The organism is Mycobacterium sp. 852002-51152_SCH6134967 (assembly GCF_001667105.1).
Taxonomy (GTDB): domain Bacteria; phylum Actinomycetota; class Actinomycetes; order Mycobacteriales; family Mycobacteriaceae; genus Mycobacterium; species Mycobacterium neumannii_A.
On record NZ_LZIK01000028.1, the window covers coordinates 1 to 18,128 of the forward strand.

General features: G+C 67.4%; 22 protein-coding genes and 1 pseudogene. 7 read left to right on the forward strand and 16 right to left on the reverse strand.

Annotation, left to right across the window (positions count from 1 at the left end):
* A partial coding sequence (locus A5790_RS10050) for a DUF222 domain-containing protein (protein WP_156656353.1) occupies positions 1–329 on the reverse strand: 329 nt, incomplete at its 3' end.
* A 65-nt stretch (positions 330–394) separates the two neighbouring features.
* The gene (locus A5790_RS10055) at positions 395–1,600 is read right to left on the reverse strand and encodes a glycosyltransferase family 1 protein (protein ID WP_082961657.1); all 1,206 of its coding nucleotides are present in this window, start codon (positions 1,598–1,600) and stop codon (positions 395–397) included.
* 132 nt (positions 1,601–1,732) lie between these two features.
* On the opposite strand from A5790_RS10055, the gene A5790_RS10060 reads away from it, so the two are divergent.
* Positions 1,733–2,401: a thioredoxin domain-containing protein gene (locus A5790_RS10060; RefSeq protein ID WP_066843169.1), complete on the forward strand. Its 669-nt coding sequence runs from the start codon at positions 1,733–1,735 to the stop codon at positions 2,399–2,401.
* 3 nt (positions 2,402–2,404) lie between these two features.
* On the opposite strand, the gene A5790_RS10065 is transcribed toward A5790_RS10060, so the two are convergent.
* From A5790_RS10065 to A5790_RS10075, 3 genes are all read right to left on the reverse strand, one after another.
* The gene (locus A5790_RS10065) at positions 2,405–2,944 is read right to left on the reverse strand and encodes a DUF3592 domain-containing protein (protein ID WP_156656351.1); all 540 of its coding nucleotides are present in this window, start codon (positions 2,942–2,944) and stop codon (positions 2,405–2,407) included.
* Between the two features lie 80 nt (positions 2,945–3,024).
* Positions 3,025–4,674 (reverse strand): 2-succinyl-5-enolpyruvyl-6-hydroxy-3-cyclohexene-1-carboxylic-acid synthase, encoded by a 1,650-nt coding sequence (menD, locus tag A5790_RS10070; protein WP_066843199.1) that lies wholly within the window; start codon positions 4,672–4,674, stop codon positions 3,025–3,027.
* Positions 4,675–4,676: 2 nt separating this feature from the next.
* Positions 4,677–5,459 carry an alpha/beta fold hydrolase gene (locus A5790_RS10075; RefSeq protein ID WP_066843201.1) on the reverse strand — a complete coding sequence of 261 codons (783 nt, stop codon included), beginning with the start codon at positions 5,457–5,459 and terminating at the stop codon, positions 4,677–4,679.
* A gap of 126 nt (positions 5,460–5,585) precedes the next feature.
* Between A5790_RS10075 and A5790_RS10080 the strand changes: the two genes are divergently transcribed.
* Entirely contained in the window at positions 5,586–6,785 is a 1,200-nt protein-coding gene (locus tag A5790_RS10080; protein ID WP_066843203.1) for an FAD-binding domain, read from the forward strand.
* A gap of 47 nt (positions 6,786–6,832) precedes the next feature.
* Positions 6,833–7,303 carry a MarR family winged helix-turn-helix transcriptional regulator gene (locus A5790_RS10085; RefSeq protein ID WP_066843171.1) on the forward strand — a complete coding sequence of 157 codons (471 nt, stop codon included), beginning with the start codon at positions 6,833–6,835 and terminating at the stop codon, positions 7,301–7,303.
* A 13-nt stretch (positions 7,304–7,316) separates the two neighbouring features.
* Here the strand turns inward: A5790_RS10085 and A5790_RS10090 are convergent, their stop codons facing one another.
* From A5790_RS10090 to A5790_RS10115, 6 genes are all read right to left on the reverse strand, one after another.
* Complete coding sequence (locus tag A5790_RS10090) at positions 7,317–7,817, reverse strand: nitroreductase family deazaflavin-dependent oxidoreductase (protein WP_066843173.1); 501 nt, start codon at positions 7,815–7,817, stop codon at positions 7,317–7,319.
* Between the two features lie 38 nt (positions 7,818–7,855).
* The gene (locus A5790_RS10095) at positions 7,856–8,581 is read right to left on the reverse strand and encodes a DJ-1/PfpI family protein (RefSeq protein ID WP_066843179.1); all 726 of its coding nucleotides are present in this window, start codon (positions 8,579–8,581) and stop codon (positions 7,856–7,858) included.
* A 15-nt stretch (positions 8,582–8,596) separates the two neighbouring features.
* The gene (locus tag A5790_RS10100; RefSeq protein WP_066843181.1) at positions 8,597–9,556 is read right to left on the reverse strand and encodes a GlxA family transcriptional regulator; all 960 of its coding nucleotides are present in this window, start codon (positions 9,554–9,556) and stop codon (positions 8,597–8,599) included.
* A 76-nt stretch (positions 9,557–9,632) separates the two neighbouring features.
* On the reverse strand, positions 9,633–10,220 hold the full coding sequence (locus A5790_RS10105; RefSeq protein ID WP_066843183.1) for a TetR/AcrR family transcriptional regulator: 588 nt from the start codon (positions 10,218–10,220) through the stop codon (positions 9,633–9,635).
* 9 nt (positions 10,221–10,229) lie between these two features.
* Positions 10,230–11,198 carry an oxygenase MpaB family protein gene (locus A5790_RS10110; RefSeq protein WP_066843205.1) on the reverse strand — a complete coding sequence of 323 codons (969 nt, stop codon included), beginning with the start codon at positions 11,196–11,198 and terminating at the stop codon, positions 10,230–10,232.
* Positions 11,199–11,240: 42 nt separating this feature from the next.
* Positions 11,241–12,206 (reverse strand): o-succinylbenzoate synthase, encoded by a 966-nt coding sequence (locus A5790_RS10115; protein WP_066843185.1) that lies wholly within the window; start codon positions 12,204–12,206, stop codon positions 11,241–11,243.
* 91 nt (positions 12,207–12,297) lie between these two features.
* Between A5790_RS10115 and A5790_RS10120 the strand changes: the two genes are divergently transcribed.
* Positions 12,298–12,780 carry a TspO/MBR family protein gene (locus A5790_RS10120; RefSeq protein WP_066843208.1) on the forward strand — a complete coding sequence of 161 codons (483 nt, stop codon included), beginning with the start codon at positions 12,298–12,300 and terminating at the stop codon, positions 12,778–12,780.
* Positions 12,780–13,403 carry a heme-binding protein gene (locus A5790_RS10125; RefSeq protein WP_066843187.1) on the forward strand — a complete coding sequence of 208 codons (624 nt, stop codon included), beginning with the start codon at positions 12,780–12,782 and terminating at the stop codon, positions 13,401–13,403. The genes A5790_RS10120 and A5790_RS10125 overlap by 1 nt, the downstream gene beginning before the upstream one ends.
* On the opposite strand, the gene A5790_RS10130 is transcribed toward A5790_RS10125, so the two are convergent.
* A complete protein-coding gene (locus tag A5790_RS10130; protein ID WP_066843189.1) occupies positions 13,400–14,962 on the reverse strand; it encodes a long-chain-fatty-acid--CoA ligase in 1,563 nt (520 codons plus the stop codon). The two genes, A5790_RS10125 and A5790_RS10130, sit on opposite strands and share 4 nt — an antisense overlap.
* A gap of 34 nt (positions 14,963–14,996) precedes the next feature.
* Positions 14,997–15,404, reverse strand: a complete 408-nt coding sequence (locus tag A5790_RS26495; RefSeq protein WP_082961659.1) for a helix-turn-helix domain-containing protein — start codon at positions 15,402–15,404, stop codon at positions 14,997–14,999.
* Between the two features lie 188 nt (positions 15,405–15,592).
* Between A5790_RS26495 and A5790_RS10140 the strand changes: the two genes are divergently transcribed.
* Positions 15,593–16,285: an AMP-binding protein gene (locus tag A5790_RS10140; protein ID WP_255361531.1), complete on the forward strand. Its 693-nt coding sequence runs from the start codon at positions 15,593–15,595 to the stop codon at positions 16,283–16,285.
* Positions 16,286–16,447: 162 nt separating this feature from the next.
* Here A5790_RS10140 and A5790_RS10145 read toward each other — a convergent pair whose 3' ends face one another.
* Positions 16,448–16,759: a hypothetical protein gene (locus tag A5790_RS10145; protein WP_066843210.1), complete on the reverse strand. Its 312-nt coding sequence runs from the start codon at positions 16,757–16,759 to the stop codon at positions 16,448–16,450.
* On the reverse strand, positions 16,759–17,145 hold the full coding sequence (locus tag A5790_RS10150) for a heme-binding protein (RefSeq protein WP_066843193.1): 387 nt from the start codon (positions 17,143–17,145) through the stop codon (positions 16,759–16,761). The genes A5790_RS10145 and A5790_RS10150 overlap by 1 nt, the downstream gene beginning before the upstream one ends.
* Positions 17,146–17,450: 305 nt before the next feature.
* On the opposite strand from A5790_RS10150, the gene A5790_RS25750 reads away from it, so the two are divergent.
* Positions 17,451–17,615 (forward strand): hypothetical protein, encoded by a 165-nt coding sequence (locus A5790_RS25750; protein WP_156656352.1) that lies wholly within the window; start codon positions 17,451–17,453, stop codon positions 17,613–17,615.
* 10 nt (positions 17,616–17,625) lie between these two features.
* Here the strand turns inward: A5790_RS25750 and A5790_RS25970 are convergent.
* A pseudogene (locus A5790_RS25970) lies at positions 17,626–18,128 on the reverse strand (serine/threonine-protein kinase PknK); the annotation flags it as partial.

The window sequence follows — 18,128 nt, forward strand, 5'->3', positions numbered from 1 at the left end:
CCGGTCAACGCCTGACGCGGCGCCAGCAGGGCAGCTTCGGTCAGGCGCCGGTTGGCCTCGGTGGTCGAGATCCGCCAGCGGACCGTCAACACCTCTTTCCACGATTTCGCACCCATCTGTTGCGGCGTCCCCTCGACCTGCAGGCGGGCGAGCAAGCGGTGGCGCATCGCCGGGAGTTGACACCCGAGAGCTTCGAGCTCATCAAGAGCCGTGACGAGATTCTGGCGGGTCAGCAAGTCGACGTCACAGGCGGCCGCCTCCTCGAAGGCGGCACGCAACGCGGTCACCGCGGCCTGCAGGTCGTCACCCGACATACTTCGAACATACATTCGATCACCGACAAAATGTGCCAGCACGTCGGTCTCGCGATTGGACACATACCGAGGTTCGACGGTCACGCACTCTCGCTGGGCCGCGACCGTGCGCGAAGTGTCGAATTTCCGCGGCGTGTCGGGTGCAGACGCGCACGGTCGCGGGTATGGAAAGGGCGGGATTCGGCGATCACGTCTTCGTAGTGGCCGAGGAGTTCATCGCAGATCGCCGGCCAGGTGCGGGTCAGCACGCTGCGGCGCGCAGCGATTGAATACCGGTGCCGGTCCGCGAAAAGATGCTCCACAGAATCGGGCAGGCGGGCCTCGAACTCGTCGACCGCCAGCAGCAATCCGGTGCGGTAGGGGGCGACGAGATCTCGCGGACCGCCGGCGTCCGGGGCGATGACCGGAATGCCCGACGCCATCGCTTCCTGCACGGCCTGGCAGAAGGTCTCGTGCTCGCCGGGATGCACGAACACATCCATGCTGGCGTATGCGGCGGCCAGTTCCCCGCCGTACAGTGCACCGGTGAAAACCGCTGAGGGAAGAAGGCTTTGAAGCTTGGTGCGGTCGACACCGTCGCCGACGATGACCAACTGCAGGTCGTCCCGGTGTGCGAGCACAGCGAGCCGTTCGACGTGTTTTTCCGGCGCAAGGCGACCGACGAACCCGACGATGGGCTTACCGTCGGGCGACCACCTGCGCCGCAGCGCGTCGTCGCGCGCCGACGGCACGAACCTTGTGATGTCGACGCCCCGTGCCCACCTGTGCACACGCGGAATGCCATGCGATGTCAGGTCTTCCATTGCGGCGGTGGACGGCGCGAGGGTCCGGTCGGCCCGGCTGTGCAGATGCCGTGTCCACGCCCACGCAGCGCGGGAGGTGAAGCCGACGCCGTAACTCTCGGCGAATCCGGCGACGTCGGTCTGGAATACGGCCACGGTCGGGATACCGAGATGGCGCGCGGCGTGCAGGCCGCCGTACCCGAGCAATGCTGGCGACGCCAGGTGCACAATGTCGGGGTCGAATCCCCTTAGCACACCGACGATCCGGGGTCTGGGTACGCCGAGGGGCAGCGAGGTGACCTTCGGAAACATCCGCGAGGGTGCTCGGTGGACACGGACTCCGTCGTGCACGCGTTCGGCGGGCGGTTCGCCGCGCAGTGTGTCGGGAGCGATGACGAGGGCTTCGTGTCCGGTGCGGCGCAGATGCTCGATCACCCGCAGGACCGAGTTGGTGACGCCGTTGACATTCGGGAGGAACGATTCTGCGACGATTGCCACGCGCACGAACGAATCGTCTCAGCGGAGCCTGTCGTGAAGGTTGCGGCCAGGAATATGGTACGCGAAAAGCTGGTGCGCCAACGGGTGCTGCGGCGCCTTCGCGTCGAGTATCGTGCGTCCAGAGAAAGGGCGGTTGACATGCGGTTCTCGCGGGCATTGGCGGTCTTGGCGCTCACCCTGCTCGCCGCCGTCGGCTGCACCAACCATGTCGCAGGCACCGCCAAGCGCGATCCCGCCCAGGCCCCGCTGAAGGTCAGTGAAGACGGTTTCGGAGTGGTGGCCGGATTCGACGAAGCACCGGTCAAGATCGAGATCTTCACCGAGCCGCAATGCACCCATTGCGCGGACCTACAAGCCGATTTCGGAAATCAGCTCGCCTACTACATCGGCGTCGGCCAACTCAACGTCACGTACCGGCCGCTGATCTTCCTCGACGAGGCGACCGACGGCCACTCGTCGCGGGTGAGCAATGCGCTGTTCCTCGCCACCGGTAGCGGCGCGACCGGCACCCAATTCCAGCGGTTCGTCGAAGATCTGTGGGCCAACCAGGATCCGGGTGGGCAGGGCCCGAGCGACGACGAAATGGCCGACATGGCGAGCGCGGCCGGCATGCCCGACAAGGCCGTGAAGCGGGTCGCCAGTGGCGGATCCGCGGTGAACATCGTCGAGATGGACGAGAGCAACTTCGGCTTCCTGTTCGACGTCGATCCCTTGGCCACCGGGACGCCGACCGTCTACGACCTCGTCGCCGGCGAAAAGGTCGACATCTACGACAACGACTGGCTCGACAAACTGATCCAGTCCTGACCGTCAGCTGGTGCGCGACAGCTCGGCTTCCCGATCCGAAGTCGGACGCGGCGAGGTTCTGCGCTCGATCAGCGTCACACCGGCCAATGCGGCACTGGCGATCAGCCAGCCGACGACCGCGATCGAACTCGCCGGGATGATCGCCAACGCCGCATTTCGGTGCTGCACGCGAACGAGATCCGGGTTGTTCGTGTCGTATTCGACGTAGATGTTCATCCCCGTCTCGAGCTCTGACGGGTAGAGCACACCGAGTTCGGGACGGTAGGTGACGCGGTCGGGGGTGACGAACTCGATCGTCGACCGGCGCGGGCCGGCGTCGAGCACCTCGGCGGCGGCGACGCCCATGTGCCGCTCGATCTGGCGGTCATTGCGCCACGCGCCCAACACCATCAGCACCGACTGCAGGGTCACCAGGCATGCCGCGATCACGATGCCGACGCGGATCCGGCGGAACACCCGCTGACGGCGCGACTCGTCCGGGTCGGCGGTCAGCCGGGGTAGGAACCTCCGCGCCCACCGGATCGGTTTCCGCAAGCGGTCCACGGCGGTCCGCCTCAGCCCGGTTCCGCTCACAGAAGCTGAATCGTTCGCTCCGCTCACAGAAGCCGAATCGCTCGCTCCGCTCACAGGGCAGCCTTGATCGACGCGTGCAGCGCCCGCAGCGACGACCGGTCGGCCTTCACCTCCAGCACCCGCATCCCGTCGTGGGGTTCGTCGAGCGCCTCGGCCAGATCGTCGGCCTCGAGTTGCCGGCTCTCGACGTGGTACGCCCGGCACAGGGCGCCCACGTCGACGTCGTGCGGGGTGCCGAAGATCCGCGACGACACGTCGGAGAACCGCGGGTCACCCTGTTCGAGCAGTTCGAAGATGCCGCCGCCGTTGTCGTTGGACACCACGATGGTCAGGTTGCGCGGCGTCGGCTCCGTCGGCCCGATCAACAACCCCGAGCTGTCGTGGACGAACGTCAGATCGCCGAGCAGCGCGATCGTGCGGTTCGATCCGCTCCCGCCACTCGCCCGCTCGTGGGCGAGCGCGGCCCCGATGGCCGTCGACACCGTCCCGTCGATACCCGCGACACCGCGGTTCGAGCGCACTTCGACCCCGTGTGTGTCCAGGCCGACCAACGCGGCATCACGCACCGGGTTCGACGCGCCGAGCACCAGCTGGTCACCGGACCGGACGGCGTCGGCCACCGCTGCGGCCACGTGCAGGCCGGTCTTGAGCGGGTGCGCACGCAACTGGCTGTGGACCGCCTCCATCGCGTGCCGGTGCACCTCGGCGCACCTGGCGAGCCAGGCCGGGTCCGGTGCGCCTGTGGTGACCGCGCGCGTGCCGGTGGCCTGCGAGTTACCCGACACGTCGGGCCAGCGCGGACCCGTGGTCAGCGCGTAGACCGGTACCGACGGGTCGGCCAGCAGTGCCGAGACCGGCCTGTGCAGTGTTGGGCGGCCGAGCATGATGACCTGCTTGGGCCGCATCAGCCGCAGCGCGAAGGGGTGCAGCGGGTTGTCGGCGGGTGGCGCGGTCGGTTCGGCGACGGTCGGCAGCGCGGCCAGGTTCGGATGCTCGGCCGCGCCGTGCCCGGCGATCACGACGGTGTCGGGCGTCAGGTCGATGTCGAGCGGCTGGTCGAAGGACACCGGCGGCGTGTACGTCCACGACTTGCCGCTGGGCCTGCCCTGCGGCACGTAGGTCACCGTCTCGTCAGCATCGGGCACGAGCGGCTCCCGCAGCGGGATGTCGAATTGCACGGGGCCCGCGTTGGCGGACCGAGAGCCCTTGGCCGCCACCAGGATTCGACACACCGCCGAACGCCATTGCGCGTTGAGCACGTCGAGGTGTTCCGGGGATTCCTCGGCCAGACCCAGGCTGATCGACGCCCGAACCTGCGTGCCGAAATAACCCAGCTGCTCGAAGGTCTGGTTCGCGCCGGTGCCCAGTAGTTCGTAGGGGCGGTTCGCGCTCAGCACGACCAGCGGCACCCGCGCGTAGTTGGCCTCCACCACCGCGGGTCCGAGGTTGGCCACCGCGGTCCCCGACGTCATCGCGATGCAGACCGGGGCGCGCTCGGCGATCGCCAACCCGATGGCCAGAAAGCCCGCCGTGCGCTCGTCGATGCGGACGTGCAGCCGAAGCCGTCCTGCGCGGTCGGCGTCCTGTAACGCGAAGGCCAGCGGGGCGTTGCGCGATCCGGGGCACAACACGACGTCCCGTACGCCGCCGCGAATCAGTTCGTCGACGACCACGCGGGCCTGCGCGGTCGAGGGGTTCACCACTACAGCTTATCGGCGAAGAAATCGAGCGCCGCCTTGTTGATCGCCTCCGGATGCTCGAGGAAGCCGAGGTGGCCGGCGTCGGGAATCTCCAGGTAGCGGCCCTTCGGGATCGCGTCGGCGACCTCCCGGCTCAGGTGCGGGGGCAACACCAGGTCGTCGGCGAACCCGATGACCAGTGTGGGCGCCGTAATACTTCGGTAAGCAGGCAGCCGGTTGCCCTGCGGCCGAACCTCGATCTGCGCGCGCCCGCCGGGTGTGGGCTTGGTGGGCCACATGACGAACATGTCGATCCAGTCGCGGACCTTGGCGTCGTCGTTGAGCGTCTTGGGCGAGAAATTCTCCAGCAGGCGGATTTTCGCGTCGTACATGGGGGGCAGCTCAATTCCAGAGTCGATTAACTCGCGCTCGGCGCTGCGGAAGAATTCGCGGGTGCGGTCCTCGCGGCCGCGGGTGGCCATCAGCACCGCCCGGTCGACCAGGTCGGGCCGGGCCACCATCAGTTCCTGGGCGATGTATGAGCCCATCGACACCGACACGATGCGCACCGGCGCAGCGTCGAGCTTCTCGATCAGCGCCGCCGTGTCGGCCACCATCGTCTCGGTGGTGAAGCCGGTGGCGTTCTCTGTGGCGCCCACCCCGCGGTTGTCGAATGTGATGCAGCGGTAACCGGCGCGCTGGAATTCGGGCACCTGATGCAGGTGCCAGGTTCGGCCCGCACCGCCGTGACCGGCGATGAACAGTACCGATGGGCCGCTACCGCGATCGTCGAAGGCCAAATTCACCCGCACGACGCTACTCAATTCCGCGAGCCTAGGCGCGGTCCGGGTCTTCGGCAGATCGTGCGTCTCGCATGACATGCGCATAGCATGAATACCTGCACCCTCGATGACTTCGAGGAGGAAGACGAAATGAAGATCGCAATCAGCGGCGCCGGTGTCGCCGGACCCGCATTCGCCCACTGGATGGTGCGCGCCGGCCACGACGTCACCCTGATCGAGAAGGCGCCGACCTTTCGCACCGGCGGCTATCTGATCGACTTCTGGGGCCTCGGCTACGCCATCACCCAGAAGATGGGTATCGAGGACGACCTCCATGCGGCCGGCTATCGCGTACGCGAACTGCGCATCGTCGACGACAACGGCCGGGCGTCGGCCCGGCTTCGGGTCGATCCCCTGCGCCGTGCGTTGCGCGACCGCTACATCAGCCTGCCCCGCGGCGACCTGGCGGCTGCGATCTATCGGACCGTCGAGCACGACATCGAGACCGTCTACTCCGAGAGCATCACCGCACTCGACAACTGGGCCGACGGCGTTACGGTCGCGTTCGAACACCGCCCACCACGGCAATTCGATATGGTGATCGGCGCGGACGGGTTGCACTCCAACGTCCGGGCGCTGGCCCTCGGACCGGATGCGCGTTACGAGCACTATCTCGGCTGCCAGGTCGCGGCGTGCGTGCTCGACGGTTACCGACCGTGCGACGATCTGGTGTACGTGACGCACAACGTGCCCGACCGTCAGATCGGCAGGTTCACACTGCGCGGTGACCGCACCCTGGTGCTGTTCATTTTCCGCTCGCCGACACCCACCCTGCCCACAGACCTCGATTCCTGTAAAGCGTTGCTGCGCAGGGAGTTCGCCGACGCCGGTTGGGAGTCTGCGCGGATTCTCGAGGCCCTCGACGGCGTCGGCGACATCTATCTCGACGTGGTCAGCCAGATCCGCATGGACAAATGGTCGACCGGCCGCGTCGGGCTGATCGGCGACGCGGCGGCGTGTGTCTCGCTGTTGGCGGGCGAGGGCACCGGGTTGGCCATCGCCGAGGCTTACGTCCTCGCCGGTGAGCTGACCCGGGCGGGCGACGACATCGGGGCCGCGTTCGAGGCGTACGAGAACCGGTTGCGCGGCTTCATCGGCGCCAAACAGGACGGCGCGCAACGGTTCATCTCTTTCTTCGCGACGCGGACCAAGCTCGGTATCTGGTTGCGCAACCTGGCGGTACGCACCTTCGACATTCCGCCGGTCGGGAACCTGGTGATGGGCCGGATCCTGCGCGACGACATCGTCCTGCCAGAATACAAGCTGCCCGATATGAAGCCGCGACGATGACACACGTCGGCACAGGGTCGAATACCGTTGCGGGACGGGAGGAAGCGGTGCCGTCGACCAACCGGGCCGTCGAGGCCAAACTGTCGGAACTCGAGCGCGCGACCCGCGGGCTACTCGCGCTGAACGTATCCGCGCTCGAGCAGATGGAGCAACGCATCGGGCTCGCGCCGCTGCGCGCGCTGCAGGCCTTGGAGCGGCTGGGCCCGAGCCTGGTCACCGGGTTGGGTGACGACCTGGGACTCCTGCCGTCCACCGCGAGCAGGCTCAGCGACCGCCTCGCCGATGCCGGTTACATCACCCGTCGGGTCGCTCCCACCAACCGCCGCGCCACGCTGCTCGAGTTGACCGACGCGGGACGCGCGGTGCTCGACGAGCTGATAGGGCTGCGCGTCGAGGCGTTCCGCCCGGTGATCCGGCACATGGCCGAGGCGGACATCGCGGCGCTGATGCAAGGCGCGGGCGCCTTCACCGCTGCCTACCAGGAGCTGACCGAGCGGTCACAGGCCGACGGCCGCTGAGGGCGGCGACGGGCTACGCCGCTTCGGTGAACGCGACGACCGGGATGCGCCGCTTTCCGGCGCGCTTCTCGTAGTCGGCGTAGTTCGGCACGAACTGTTTGGCCAGGTCGAACAGGCGGTCCCGTACGGCGCCGGTGACCTCCTCGCCGATGAAGGTGCCCCGGTAGCCGCGTGCGGACAGCGTGACCCGCGGATTGGCCTTGACGTTGTGAAACCACGCCGGATGCCGGTCGCCGCCGTAGTTGGAGGCGATGACGATCACACGGCCGGCGTCGGTGAAGTAGGTCAGCGGCGTACTGCGTTGCCGCCCGGTCTTGGCGCCGGTGTGCGTCAGCAGCACCTCCGGCATCACCAGCGACATCGACACGCGGCCGTTGGTCAGGTTGATCACCGCGCGGTCCAGCCGCCATCCGATGCGGCGCAGAAACCACCGTGACGGCCCCAGTCCCATCAAACGGGCGCCCGCACGGATGAACGGCGTCGGCGGATCGGGTCGCACTTCAGGAATGCCCACCCCCGCGACGGTATCTCAGGCGCGAACGCTCACGATCGCTAGCGCGCGGCGACCGCCTTCCCACGGACCCGTTGCACAGCGGCGTTCCACAGCAGCGCCATCGTCGGGGCGAGCTGTCCCTGTTTGACGACGTCGCGGCTCAGCAGGGCCGATGCCGTCGCCTTGGTGGCGGCCGACGCCTTCGACACGTGGCCGGAGTCGTAGGGCGGCTGCGGGTCGTATTCGATGACGAGCTGCACCGCCTTGGCCTTCGCGTCACCGGCGATCTGCCCGTAGAGCCACAGGCCGAGGTCGATCCCGGCCGACACCCCCGCGGCGGTGACGATCTTGCCCTCGTGCACCACGCGCTCGTCGGAGACGGTGTCGACGCCGAACGGCTTGAGCATCGGTAGCGCCAGCCAGTGCGACGTCGCGCGGCGGCCGTCGAGCAGACCCGCCGCGGCGAGGACGACCGAACCCGAGCAGACCGATGCCGTCCAGGTCGACGTCTCGTGTGCCGTGCGCACCCAGTCGAGCACCTTGTTGTCGCGGGCGTGCTCGAAGCTCGACACCCCGCCGGGGATCAGGATGATGTCGGGCGACGGCGTCTCGTCGAATGAATGGGTGGCGCCGATCAGCAGCACGCCCGAGTCGGCCTCGATCGGTCCTGGTTCATGCCAGACGAACCGCACCTCGGCGCCGGGCAGGTTGCGCAGCACCTCGTAGGGTCCGACGAAGTCGAGCGCGGTGTAACCGGGGTACACCATGATCGCGATCTGGGTCATGTGTGGTCTCCTGTCTCAGGCGAAGGTCTTGCGATACTGGTCGGGTGAAATACCAAGGCGGCGAACAAAGTTGCGCCGTAGCGACTCGGCGCTGCCGAACCCGCAACGCGCGGCGATGACGGTGACGGTGTCGTCGGTCTCCTCGAGCTGGCGGCGCGCGGCTTCGGTGCGGATCCGCTCGACGTAGGCTCCGGGCGCCTCCCCCACCTCCTCGGTGAACAACCGGGTGAAGTGGCGCGGGCTCATCGCCGCGCGGCGAGCCAATTCCGTGATGCTGTGCACGCCACCGGGTTCGGTCTCGATGGCTTCCTGCACCTCGCGGATGGGCGCCTTCTTGGCGCGTGGCATCCACACCGGCGCGGCGAACTGCGTCTGCCCGCCCGGCCTGCGCAGGTACATGACGAGCCAGCGCGCGACCGTCTGCGCGGCATCGGTGCCGTGGTCGTCCTCGACGAGCGACAGCGCGAGGTCGATGCCTGCGGTGACACCGGCGGCGGTCCATATCCGCTCGTTGCTGCGCACGAAGATCGGCTCGGGATCGACTGTCACCGTCGGGAATTCGCGCGCCAACTGTTCAGTGAAGGCCCAGTGCGTGGTGGCGGTGCAGCCGTCGAGCAGACCGGCCTCGGCGGCGAGGAACGCGCCGGTGCACACGGTGACGACCCGTCGGGAATTCTGCGCGACGGTCTGGATCCAGTTGACCAGGTCGAGGTTGGTCTTGGCGTCGTGAACCCCGATGCCGCCGGGAAGGACGAGCGTGTCGATCGGTTCGCGCGGGTCCGGCAGCGGTTGGGCGACAAGCGCGAGACCCGTGCCGGTGGTCGCGGGTTCGCCGTCGAGGGTCACCACCTTGGCGTCGTATCCCTCGCGACCCTTGCCCTGCAGATATCGGGACGCTCCCGTGAACACCTCGAAGGGACCGACCAGGTCGAGAGCCTGTACACCGGCAAACCCGAGGATCACCACCGATCGCATGAACCCAGTGTTGGCTACCGGGTCGATGGCGTCTAGGCCATGCACCCCACAGATCAGGACATCAACGGCCGGTGGATCACCACACCAGCGGGGCGAGGTGCTTGAGCGCGTAGGTGCGGACCGCGTCATCGTCGGTGACGTCGAGCACCGGTGTGCGCACCTGGGCCAGCGATGCGGCCAGCCGGATGTGCATCTCGCTGACCGCTAACAGGTCGTCGTCGGGCATGGTCGCGCCCGCGGCCCTCAGCGCCCGGGCCATGGCCGCGGACGCGCTCTCGAGGAACTCCTGGGCTTCGTCGTACATGCCCGACATGGCCGACAGGTCACCGTCGAGCCGCAGGAACCGACGCATGACCGGTTCGGCGGTCAGCAGCCGCAGGCCCTCGCAGAACGCTGCAACGGCAGCCTCTTTCGCGCCGGAGTCGATGCCGACGGTCTGCAGGCGTGCCATCGCGAAATCAAATGTCTGCCTTCCGAGTTCGGTGATCAACACGTCGCGGCTCGGAAAGCGGCGATACAACGTGCTGCGGCTGACGCCTGCTTGGCGCGCGATAACGTCCATGCTGGCCCTGCCGACGCCGACGAGCGCCACCTCCTCGGCGGCCGCCTTGAGGATCGCCGCCTCCTGTTCGGTGCGGCTGTCGGTGTTGCGGACCCGTCGCATCGCTCTAGGTTAGGCCTGCCGACTGGCCGGGCACGCCGCAGGCGCGGCGAACGACTCCAGGCCGACCGAGCGGTGAAACCGGACCAGCTTCTCGTACTCCAAGCGGTTGCGCGCCAAGGGAATCAACGTCAGCTTCTCCGGCAGCACCCGCCACGCCAGCTGCAGCACGCGGGTGTACACCTCGAATTCCCGATCGTGGCGATCCTCCCAGCGGAACCCCGTCAGCTCACGAACTCCGGGGTCCATGATCCCGAACGAGCAGATCTTGACGATCCGGCCGACCACCGGACGCGCGAGCAGCCACGGCGGGGTCAACGCGCGCCGCATCGCCGGTGGTATCAACAAGGTGGGCAGAGGGAGCTTGGTCAGGTCGTCGGTGACGCGCCTGAGGAATTCGTTGTCGGCGAGTTGGGTTTCGACCATGGCGTCGTAGTACCGCACGGCTTCGCCGTAACTGGCGGGCAGTTTGGCGTTGTTGCCAGGAAGCTCGAGAGAGCGGAAGGCCTCGAGCAACTGCTCGTATGCGGCCTCCTTCTCGGCCGAGGTCATGGTGATGCCGGTGCACGGGGTGAACGAGTTCAGCACCATGAACATCCCGCTGACGGCGATCCAGTTCCACAGCCGCGGGTCGAGAGCGCTGTAGCGCACGTCGGCGAAGCTCCCGTCCCCGCGGCCGCGGACTTCCCGGTGCATCCGCTTGAGCCGCTCCCCCTCGGCGGCGCGGTCGTGCGGGTCGCCCCAGATCGCGAGGAACGCCGAGAACCCACTTCGCACCCCTCGATCGGCGAAGTTGGCCGCGAATCGACCGGTCTTGTCGACGGCCGCCGCCACCGGCACCAACGCGACCTCGTCGAATGCGGCGGCGCCGAAAAACCCGCCGAACGCGCTGCCGCTGTGTTTGCGGAACTCGCGCATGACCTTCGGGCGCACGTCGCCGGCGGCCTGGTGGACATGGTGAGCTTCGGCCGTCTGGATCATGTCGCCTCCGATGCGAGTTGACACAAAGACTAATGATTTGTGTCAACGTGTCAACGGATGGCAGGCACGCACCCTGTCGACCCACCATCGGCGGCGCTCGGCAGGAGCGGCCAGCGCCGAAAGCCGCGCCGGATCGGGGACCACCGGACCGATCGATAGGTATCCGTCGTGCGGGGGAACGGGTTCGGCGACGTCCTCGGCGAACAACCCGCCGGTGCCCAGCCCGCAGGCGTGGCGCAGGTCCGGCAAGGCCGCGGCGGCCAGCAGACCGCGGCCGATGCCGACCGCCGAGTCCAGTGCGCTGGAGACGACGACGGGGATGTCGATCTGCGCGGCGATCTCGAGCAGTGCGCGCACACCGCCCAGCGGTGCGACCTTGAGCACCGCGACATCAGCTGCCTTCTCCCGCAGCACCCGCAGGGGGTCGGTGGCCTTGCGGATGCTCTCGTCGGCGGCGATCGGGACGCCGACGCGGCGACGCAACTCGGCCAGTTCGGCCACCGTCGCGCACGGCTGTTCCAGGTATTCCAGCGGTCCGTCGGCGGTCAGCGCCGCCGCCGCAGCGACCGCTTCCTCGACGCTCCAGCCTCCGTTGGCGTCGACCCGCACCGTCGGCACGATCGCCCGCACCGCGTTGACCCGCGCCGTGTCGTCGGCCAAAGTCTGCCCCGGCTCGGCGACCTTGACCTTCGCGGTGCGCGTACCGGGGAAGCGCGCGAGCACCTCGGGCACCTGGGCGGCGTCGACGGCGGGCACGGTCGCGTTGATCGGGATCCGGTCGCGACGCACCTGCGGCGATGGTTCATAGGCCGCCTCCAGCGCCGACGCCAGCCAGTGCGCCGCCTCCGGCGGCTCGTATTCGAGGAACGCACCGAACTCGCCCCACCCTGCCGGGCCCTCGATCAGCGCCACTTCGCGGACCGTGATGCCGCGAAAGCGCACCCGCATCGGGAGCGCGACCACGTGCATGCGGTCGAGGACGTCGTCGAGTAGTGGCATGCGCACCATCCTGCCGGTTGCGGACCGAGAGGTTTAACGCTCGCGAATCCGGCTACCTTTCAGTTGCTTAACTAATTGTGATTCGTCATAGGAGCACATGGTGCAACTGAAGACACTGGTCCCCTCGGCGCTGGCGGTGACGGCGACGGCGGTTGCCGGCGGCCTGGCCAGTAAGGGCTCGCAGTCCCTCTGGTACGCGAAGCTGCGCAAGCCACCGTATCAGCCACCGGCACAAGCCTTTCCGATCGTATGGCCCATCCTGTACACCGACATCGCCGTGATTTCGTCGGCAACGCTCGACGAGCTCGAGCGCCGTGGTCAGACCGAGGAACGTCGACGCTACCTCGCCGCTCTCGCGATCAACCTGGTGCTCAACGGCAGCTGGTCGTGGCTGTTTTTCAACCAGGGCAAGCTCGCCACGTCGGCGGTGGCGGCGGGCGCACTGACGCTCAGCAGCGCCGACCTCACCCGACGCGCCGTGCAGGTGCGGGCCGCCCAGGCGGCGCCGCTGGCGTTGTATCCGCTTTGGTGTGCGTTCGCGACCGTGCTGTCGTCGCACATCTGGTTCCTGAATCGACGCTGATGCGGCTACTGGAGATCCCCCGCCAGGTCGCGGAGTCGGTGTTCTCGATGGTCGGGATCCGAGTGGGCACCGAAGAACCGCACTACCTGACCACGAAGCTCTCCGAGCAGGTGGAGGTGCGTCGGTACGGCCCCCGGATCGCCGCCGAGACCACCGTGAGCGCCGACGAGGACCGCGCCAGAAACATCGGTTTCCGGCGCCTTGCCGGCTACATCTTCGGTGGCAACCACCGCGACGAGACGATCGCGATGACCGCACCGGTCAGCCAGCAGGCCCGCGAGAAGATCGCGATGACGGCGCCGGTCGCACAAGCCCACGACGGCGAGAACTCGACGATCCGCTTCTACATGCCGTCAAAGTGGACGATGGACACGTTGCCCACTCCGGACGACGACAAGGTGCGGTTGGTGGAGGTGCCGGGCGAAACGGTCGCGGTGCTGCGGTTCACCGGTGACCGCAGTCCGCGCGCGGTCGCCGAGCGCACGCGTGAGCTCTCGGCGACGCTGCGCGCCAAGGGGATCGAGGCCGTCGGGCCGGCGCAGTCCTGGTTCTACGATCCGCCGTGGACGCTGCCGTTCCGTCGGCGAAACGAGATCGCGATCCCGGTGCGGCCCGACGACTAGACGGTCGCGCGGTCGCGGCCCTCCCAGTAGGGTTTGCGCAGTTCCTTCTTCAGGATCTTGCCCGTCGGATTGCGCGGCAACTCATCGGTGATGTCGACCGTCTTCGGGCACTTGTAGGCCGCGAGCCGTTCCCGGCACCACGCGATGAGGTCTTCCGGCGCTACCGAATCCTCGACCGACACAACGGCCTTGACCACCTCGCCCCACTTCTCATCGGGCACGCCGATCACCGCGACGTCGGTCACGGCGGGATGTTCGGCGATGACGCGCTCGACCTCGATGGAGTAGATGTTCTCGCCGCCGGAGATGATCATGTCCTTGAGACGGTCCTCGACGAAGATGTAACCGTCCTCGTCGATGCGGCCGATGTCTCCGGTGCGGAACCAGCCGTCGTCGGTGATCGCTTCTGCCGTTGCCTCGGGCTTGTTGTGATAGCCCTTCATCAGTTGCGGTGTGCGGAACCACAATTCACCCTGCTCACCGGCCGGTACGTCGTTCAGTGTGTCCGGGTCGACCACGCGAACCTCGGCGCCGGGGATCACCCGTCCCGCGCTGACCAGCCGGTCCTCGGGACCGGAGCGGTGGTCGTCGGGCAGCAGCTGGCTGATCACCCCGCATACCTCGGTCAGTCCGTACACCTGGATGAAATCGGTGTCGGGCCAAGCCTGCAACGCCGCGCGCAGCAGCGGCAACGGCATCGGCGACGCGCCGTACACGTAGGTCTTCAGTGCCCCGAACAACTTGACCGCATCCTCGCCGGACTCCAACACCTTGGCCAGCACCGCGGGAACCAGGAAGGTTCGGTTGGCGCCCTTGAGGATTGCGCCGGCCAGCGCGGCGCCGTCGACCTCGCGTGTCATGACCGTCGGCACACCGTCGTGAATGCCGAACTGCACGTAAGACGATCCTCCGACGTGGAAGAGCGGCATCGACACCATGCTCTTGTCGCCTTCGTCGAAGCCCCAGCCGTTGTGCGCGTTGATGGTGTGCGCGATCAGGTTGGCCTGGGTGATCTGCACACCCTTCGGGCGCCCCGTCGTCCCTGAGGAGTACATGATGATCGCGACGTCGTCGGGTCGTACGTCGTCGCTGCGGTTGACCGGTGTCGCGTCGGTGAGCATCGCCTCGTACTCGTCACCGTCACCGCCCTCGGGTGTCACCTCGATGAGGTGTTCGACGTGGGTGAGCTTGTCGCGGATCTTCTCGATCGTCGGCTTCAACTCCGTGCCCACGATCAACAGCTTGGCTCCCGAGTCGGTGAGCACGTAGTCGATCTCATCGGCGGCCAGCCGAAAGTTGATGATCGCGGTCGCGGCGCCCAGTGACGCTGCGGCGATGGTCAACTCGACGCAGGCCGGGTGGTTCTTGTCGAGGAAGGCCACCACGTCGCCGCGTTTGACGCCGCGCTGCTGTAGTGCGCCCGCCAGGCGGCGAACCCGCTCGTTCCATTCCGACCATGTCCAGCTGCGGTCGAGGAAGGTCATCGCCTCGGCGTCGGGTTTGGTTTCGGCCCAATGCGCGAGCCGTTCGTCGAGAAATCGCGGGTCGGCCAGATTCATTCGACGAGCGTGCCACGCTGGCGGCACTGGTCAGTCAGGATTGGCCGAGTTGGGCCTCATCCGACCCGTGCCACCTAGTGGCATCCGCGGTCCGACGGTCGGTTCCCCGCGACGGTGCTGTGTCGGTCCTTTCGACAACATCAGCGAGCTCCAGTGCGACGCGCAACTCCAGCGAGCGCCGTTCCAACGGTCGCGCAAGCAGTTCCGCCGCTTGACGCAGGCGGTAGGCGACGGTGTTCTCGTCCACATGCAGTCTCTTCGCTGTTCGTCCGCGGCTGCAGTTCTCGTCGAGATAGGTGCGCAGCGTGGCGTCCGAGCCGGCGGGTGGTTTCGTCGTCGGCCCCGACCGGCCCAGCTCGCATCTCACGAAGTGCGCGCCTGGTTGAGATCCGCAGAAGCGATCGCGTGCAGGGTGACGCTGATATAGCGGGTGACGCGTCATCGAGCCGGCCGGCCAGCACGGCGATCCGCTGCGCTTCGAGCGTTTCCAGGTGGCTGCAGCGAAAACCTGTTATACCGGGCACTGGCTCACCGATCGCGACGCGCACTCCGGGCGCGGCTGCCGTGCGGAACCGCAACCCGTCGAGGACACTTGCCGGCACAGCGCTGTGGGTACTGATCCACGCCGCGGTGGAACAATGCCGAGGGGATAACGACCGCCACGGGTTGACCGTGGTGCAGGCGTGGGGAATGACCGAAACCGCGCCGCTGGGCACGGTCTGCCGACTGCCACGGCAGTTGGACGCGGGCAACCGCGATGAACAGTACGGATTCCGCACCCGTCAAGGCGTCGCGCTTCCGTTCGTGGACATCCGTGCCCGTGACGACGACGGCGAACTCATCGCCTGGGACGACGCCGCCATGGGTGAACTCGAGGTGCGTGGCCCCTGGGTGGCCGCTGGATACCACCGTGGCCGAGGCGCCGAGAACTTCACCGAGGACGGCTGGTTCAAGACCGGCGACGTCGTACGCATCGATCCGCACGGGTGCGTCCGGATCTGCGACCGGTCAAAGGACCTCGTCAAGTCGGGCGGCGAGTGGATCTCCTCGGTCGATCTGGAGAACCAGCTGATGTCGCATCCCGCAGTCGCGCAGGCGGCGGTGATCGCGATCCCCGATGACCGTTGGGGTGAGCGTCCACTCGCGGTCGTGCTGCCGCGTGAGGGTGCTGAGGTCTCGGCCGATGCGCTCCGCGAGCATCTCGCCGAGGACTTCGCCAAGTGGCAATTGCCTGACCGCTTCGAATTCGTGACAGCGATTCCGTGCACGGCTACCGGCAAGTTCAAGAAATCCGAACTGCGGAAGATGTTCACGACAGCCTGAAAGAGAGCGAAGAGGCTGCTTCCGACGACGCTGTGATCGGCGCCGGCTTGTCCGGCCTCGGCGCCGCCCGGGCGTTGGACCAAGTAGATCATGGCGGGCCCAAATAACCAGCTCAGCGGCTCGTGCAGGCGAGCGCGGTCTGCTGAAAGCCTTGCGGGACTGTCAGTTACAGCCGCTGGCGTTGACCCAGCGTCCGTTATAGCCCACGCAGCCGCTGACCGGCGGCGGCGGAGGCGGGTCATCGGGCAGCGGGGCGTAGTAGGCCGGTGGTGGTACATACGGTGCGACGGCGTCGGCGATGTTGACACACCCGCCGACGGAGATCCGCCGCCCGGCACTGGCGCACACGTCGGCGCCGGCGCTGCCGGCAGGCGCGATGATCACGATAGCGCCGGGCAGCGCCGCCACCGCGAGCGCGGCGGCCAAGCCGGCGAACCATGACCGCAGTGGCGAACGCGCAGGTGTCAAGGACATCATTCTCCTCCGGGGAAGTCGGGGGGTGCGCTGAGCCCGCAACGATTTCGGAAGTCGACGAGGGGCTGGCGGATACCTCTCAGCTCGGCGAGGGCCTGCGGGTTGGCGTCGAAGTAGGCCCGAGTCGCGTCGGGGACGTCCTCGTTCAGGCGGCCACGCAATCCGGTGAAGAAATCGTTGACCTCGGGGTGGCTGAAGAGGTAGGCCGAGGTGGCCGCGGCGACACCGGATGCGATCCCGGCGAGGTCGGCGGCGGTGCAATTCGATGGCCGTGGGGGCTGGGCCAACGCGACACCCGCACTCAGCAGAACGGCTGCGATGGCACCCACCCCGATGCCGGCGGTGCGCAGTAGTGACGAGCGGGCGGTTGATGCGGTCACAACCATCGCGAAACTCCCTCCGAGCGGGCGGGCACTGGACCCGGCGCGGTGGACGTTAGCAGGGTTGGCCTCGACGCGCGGTGAGTCTCGTCGACCTGTTTTCGGAAGCGGTGGCCGAAGCCTTGATCCGCGATGATCGGCGGCGCAAGCGAACTCGAGCAACCTGAGGCCGGCTACGTCGATCATCTTGTGTCGGAAAATGTCAAAAACTTGTCAGACGATGACAAGACCCACGCCGGTGGTGTCGGCGATTCTGTTGGTACCAAACAACACAGGACCCGCTCACCTGGCGGAGAATTGCGAGCAAGACCATGGGCAACTACCTCGCCCTCGTGCTGATACTGATCCTGACCCTTTCCCCGGTGCTGGTCCCTCTGATCATTACCGGAGCCCACGTCATCGCCGAGTTGCGACGGAAGCCACCAGCTGTACGCTCGGCCGTCATCGCGCAGCGCCGCGCCCCAGAGGTTGTCTGACCGTTCGACGTCACGTGAGTCCGGCATCGATGAGCAGACGCGGCAGCCCCACTTCCGCACATCTCGCGCTAACCCGCGCCTGTTCATCCGATGCATCAACAGAGCGCCCGGCGGCCGCCAGGGTTTCGACGAGCAGCAGGTGGGCTTGGAGCGCCGCGAGTGGTCGGCGCTCACCGTCGATTCCAGCGGCTAGCCCGGCGGCCCGGCAACACGCCTGCTCTCGTTCGCCCTCGGAATCACTTGCGGCCAACAGGCGAACCGCGGAGTCCTCGTCGAGTTCGGCTGTCAACGTGGCGATTCCGTCATCGACAGAAATGGTGCGTGGCGATCGCAGCCCCGCGCAGACCGCCGACGGCAGCTCGATGCTCAGCCGGATACGCTCGTTGTTGATCCGGGCGGTAAGACGCGGCAGCCGCAGAGGCGTTGCGGCCTGCGCTCCCGCCGCCAGACGATCGGCAGCAGCGAGCTGGTCCCCCTGGGCCGCCTTGACCCGCGCCCCGATCACATACCTGG

Excerpts from the sequence above, each read along its gene's own strand:
- A5790_RS10125 (WP_066843187.1), top strand. The coding sequence starts at position 12,780 with ATGCGGCTACTGGAGATCCCCCGCCAGGTCGCGGAGTCGGTGTTCTCG.
- A5790_RS10080 (WP_066843203.1), top strand. The coding sequence starts at position 5,586 with ATGAAGATCGCAATCAGCGGCGCCGGTGTCGCCGGACCCGCATTCGCC.
- A5790_RS10150 (WP_066843193.1), bottom strand. The coding sequence starts at position 17,145 with ATGGTTGTGACCGCATCAACCGCCCGCTCGTCACTACTGCGCACCGCC.
- A5790_RS10110 (WP_066843205.1), bottom strand. The coding sequence starts at position 11,198 with ATGATCCAGACGGCCGAAGCTCACCATGTCCACCAGGCCGCCGGCGAC.
- A5790_RS10105 (WP_066843183.1), bottom strand. The coding sequence starts at position 10,220 with ATGCGACGGGTCCGCAACACCGACAGCCGCACCGAACAGGAGGCGGCG.
- A5790_RS10060 (WP_066843169.1), top strand. The coding sequence starts at position 1,733 with ATGCGGTTCTCGCGGGCATTGGCGGTCTTGGCGCTCACCCTGCTCGCC.
- A5790_RS10130 (WP_066843189.1), bottom strand. The coding sequence starts at position 14,962 with ATGAATCTGGCCGACCCGCGATTTCTCGACGAACGGCTCGCGCATTGG.
- A5790_RS26495 (WP_082961659.1), bottom strand. The coding sequence starts at position 15,404 with ATGACGCGTCACCCGCTATATCAGCGTCACCCTGCACGCGATCGCTTC.
- A5790_RS25750 (WP_156656352.1), top strand. The coding sequence starts at position 17,451 with ATGGGCAACTACCTCGCCCTCGTGCTGATACTGATCCTGACCCTTTCC.
- A5790_RS10100 (WP_066843181.1), bottom strand. The coding sequence starts at position 9,556 with ATGCGATCGGTGGTGATCCTCGGGTTTGCCGGTGTACAGGCTCTCGAC.
- A5790_RS10115 (WP_066843185.1), bottom strand. The coding sequence starts at position 12,206 with ATGGTGCGCATGCCACTACTCGACGACGTCCTCGACCGCATGCACGTG.
- A5790_RS10095 (WP_066843179.1), bottom strand. The coding sequence starts at position 8,581 with ATGACCCAGATCGCGATCATGGTGTACCCCGGTTACACCGCGCTCGAC.
- A5790_RS10145 (WP_066843210.1), bottom strand. The coding sequence starts at position 16,759 with ATGTCCTTGACACCTGCGCGTTCGCCACTGCGGTCATGGTTCGCCGGC.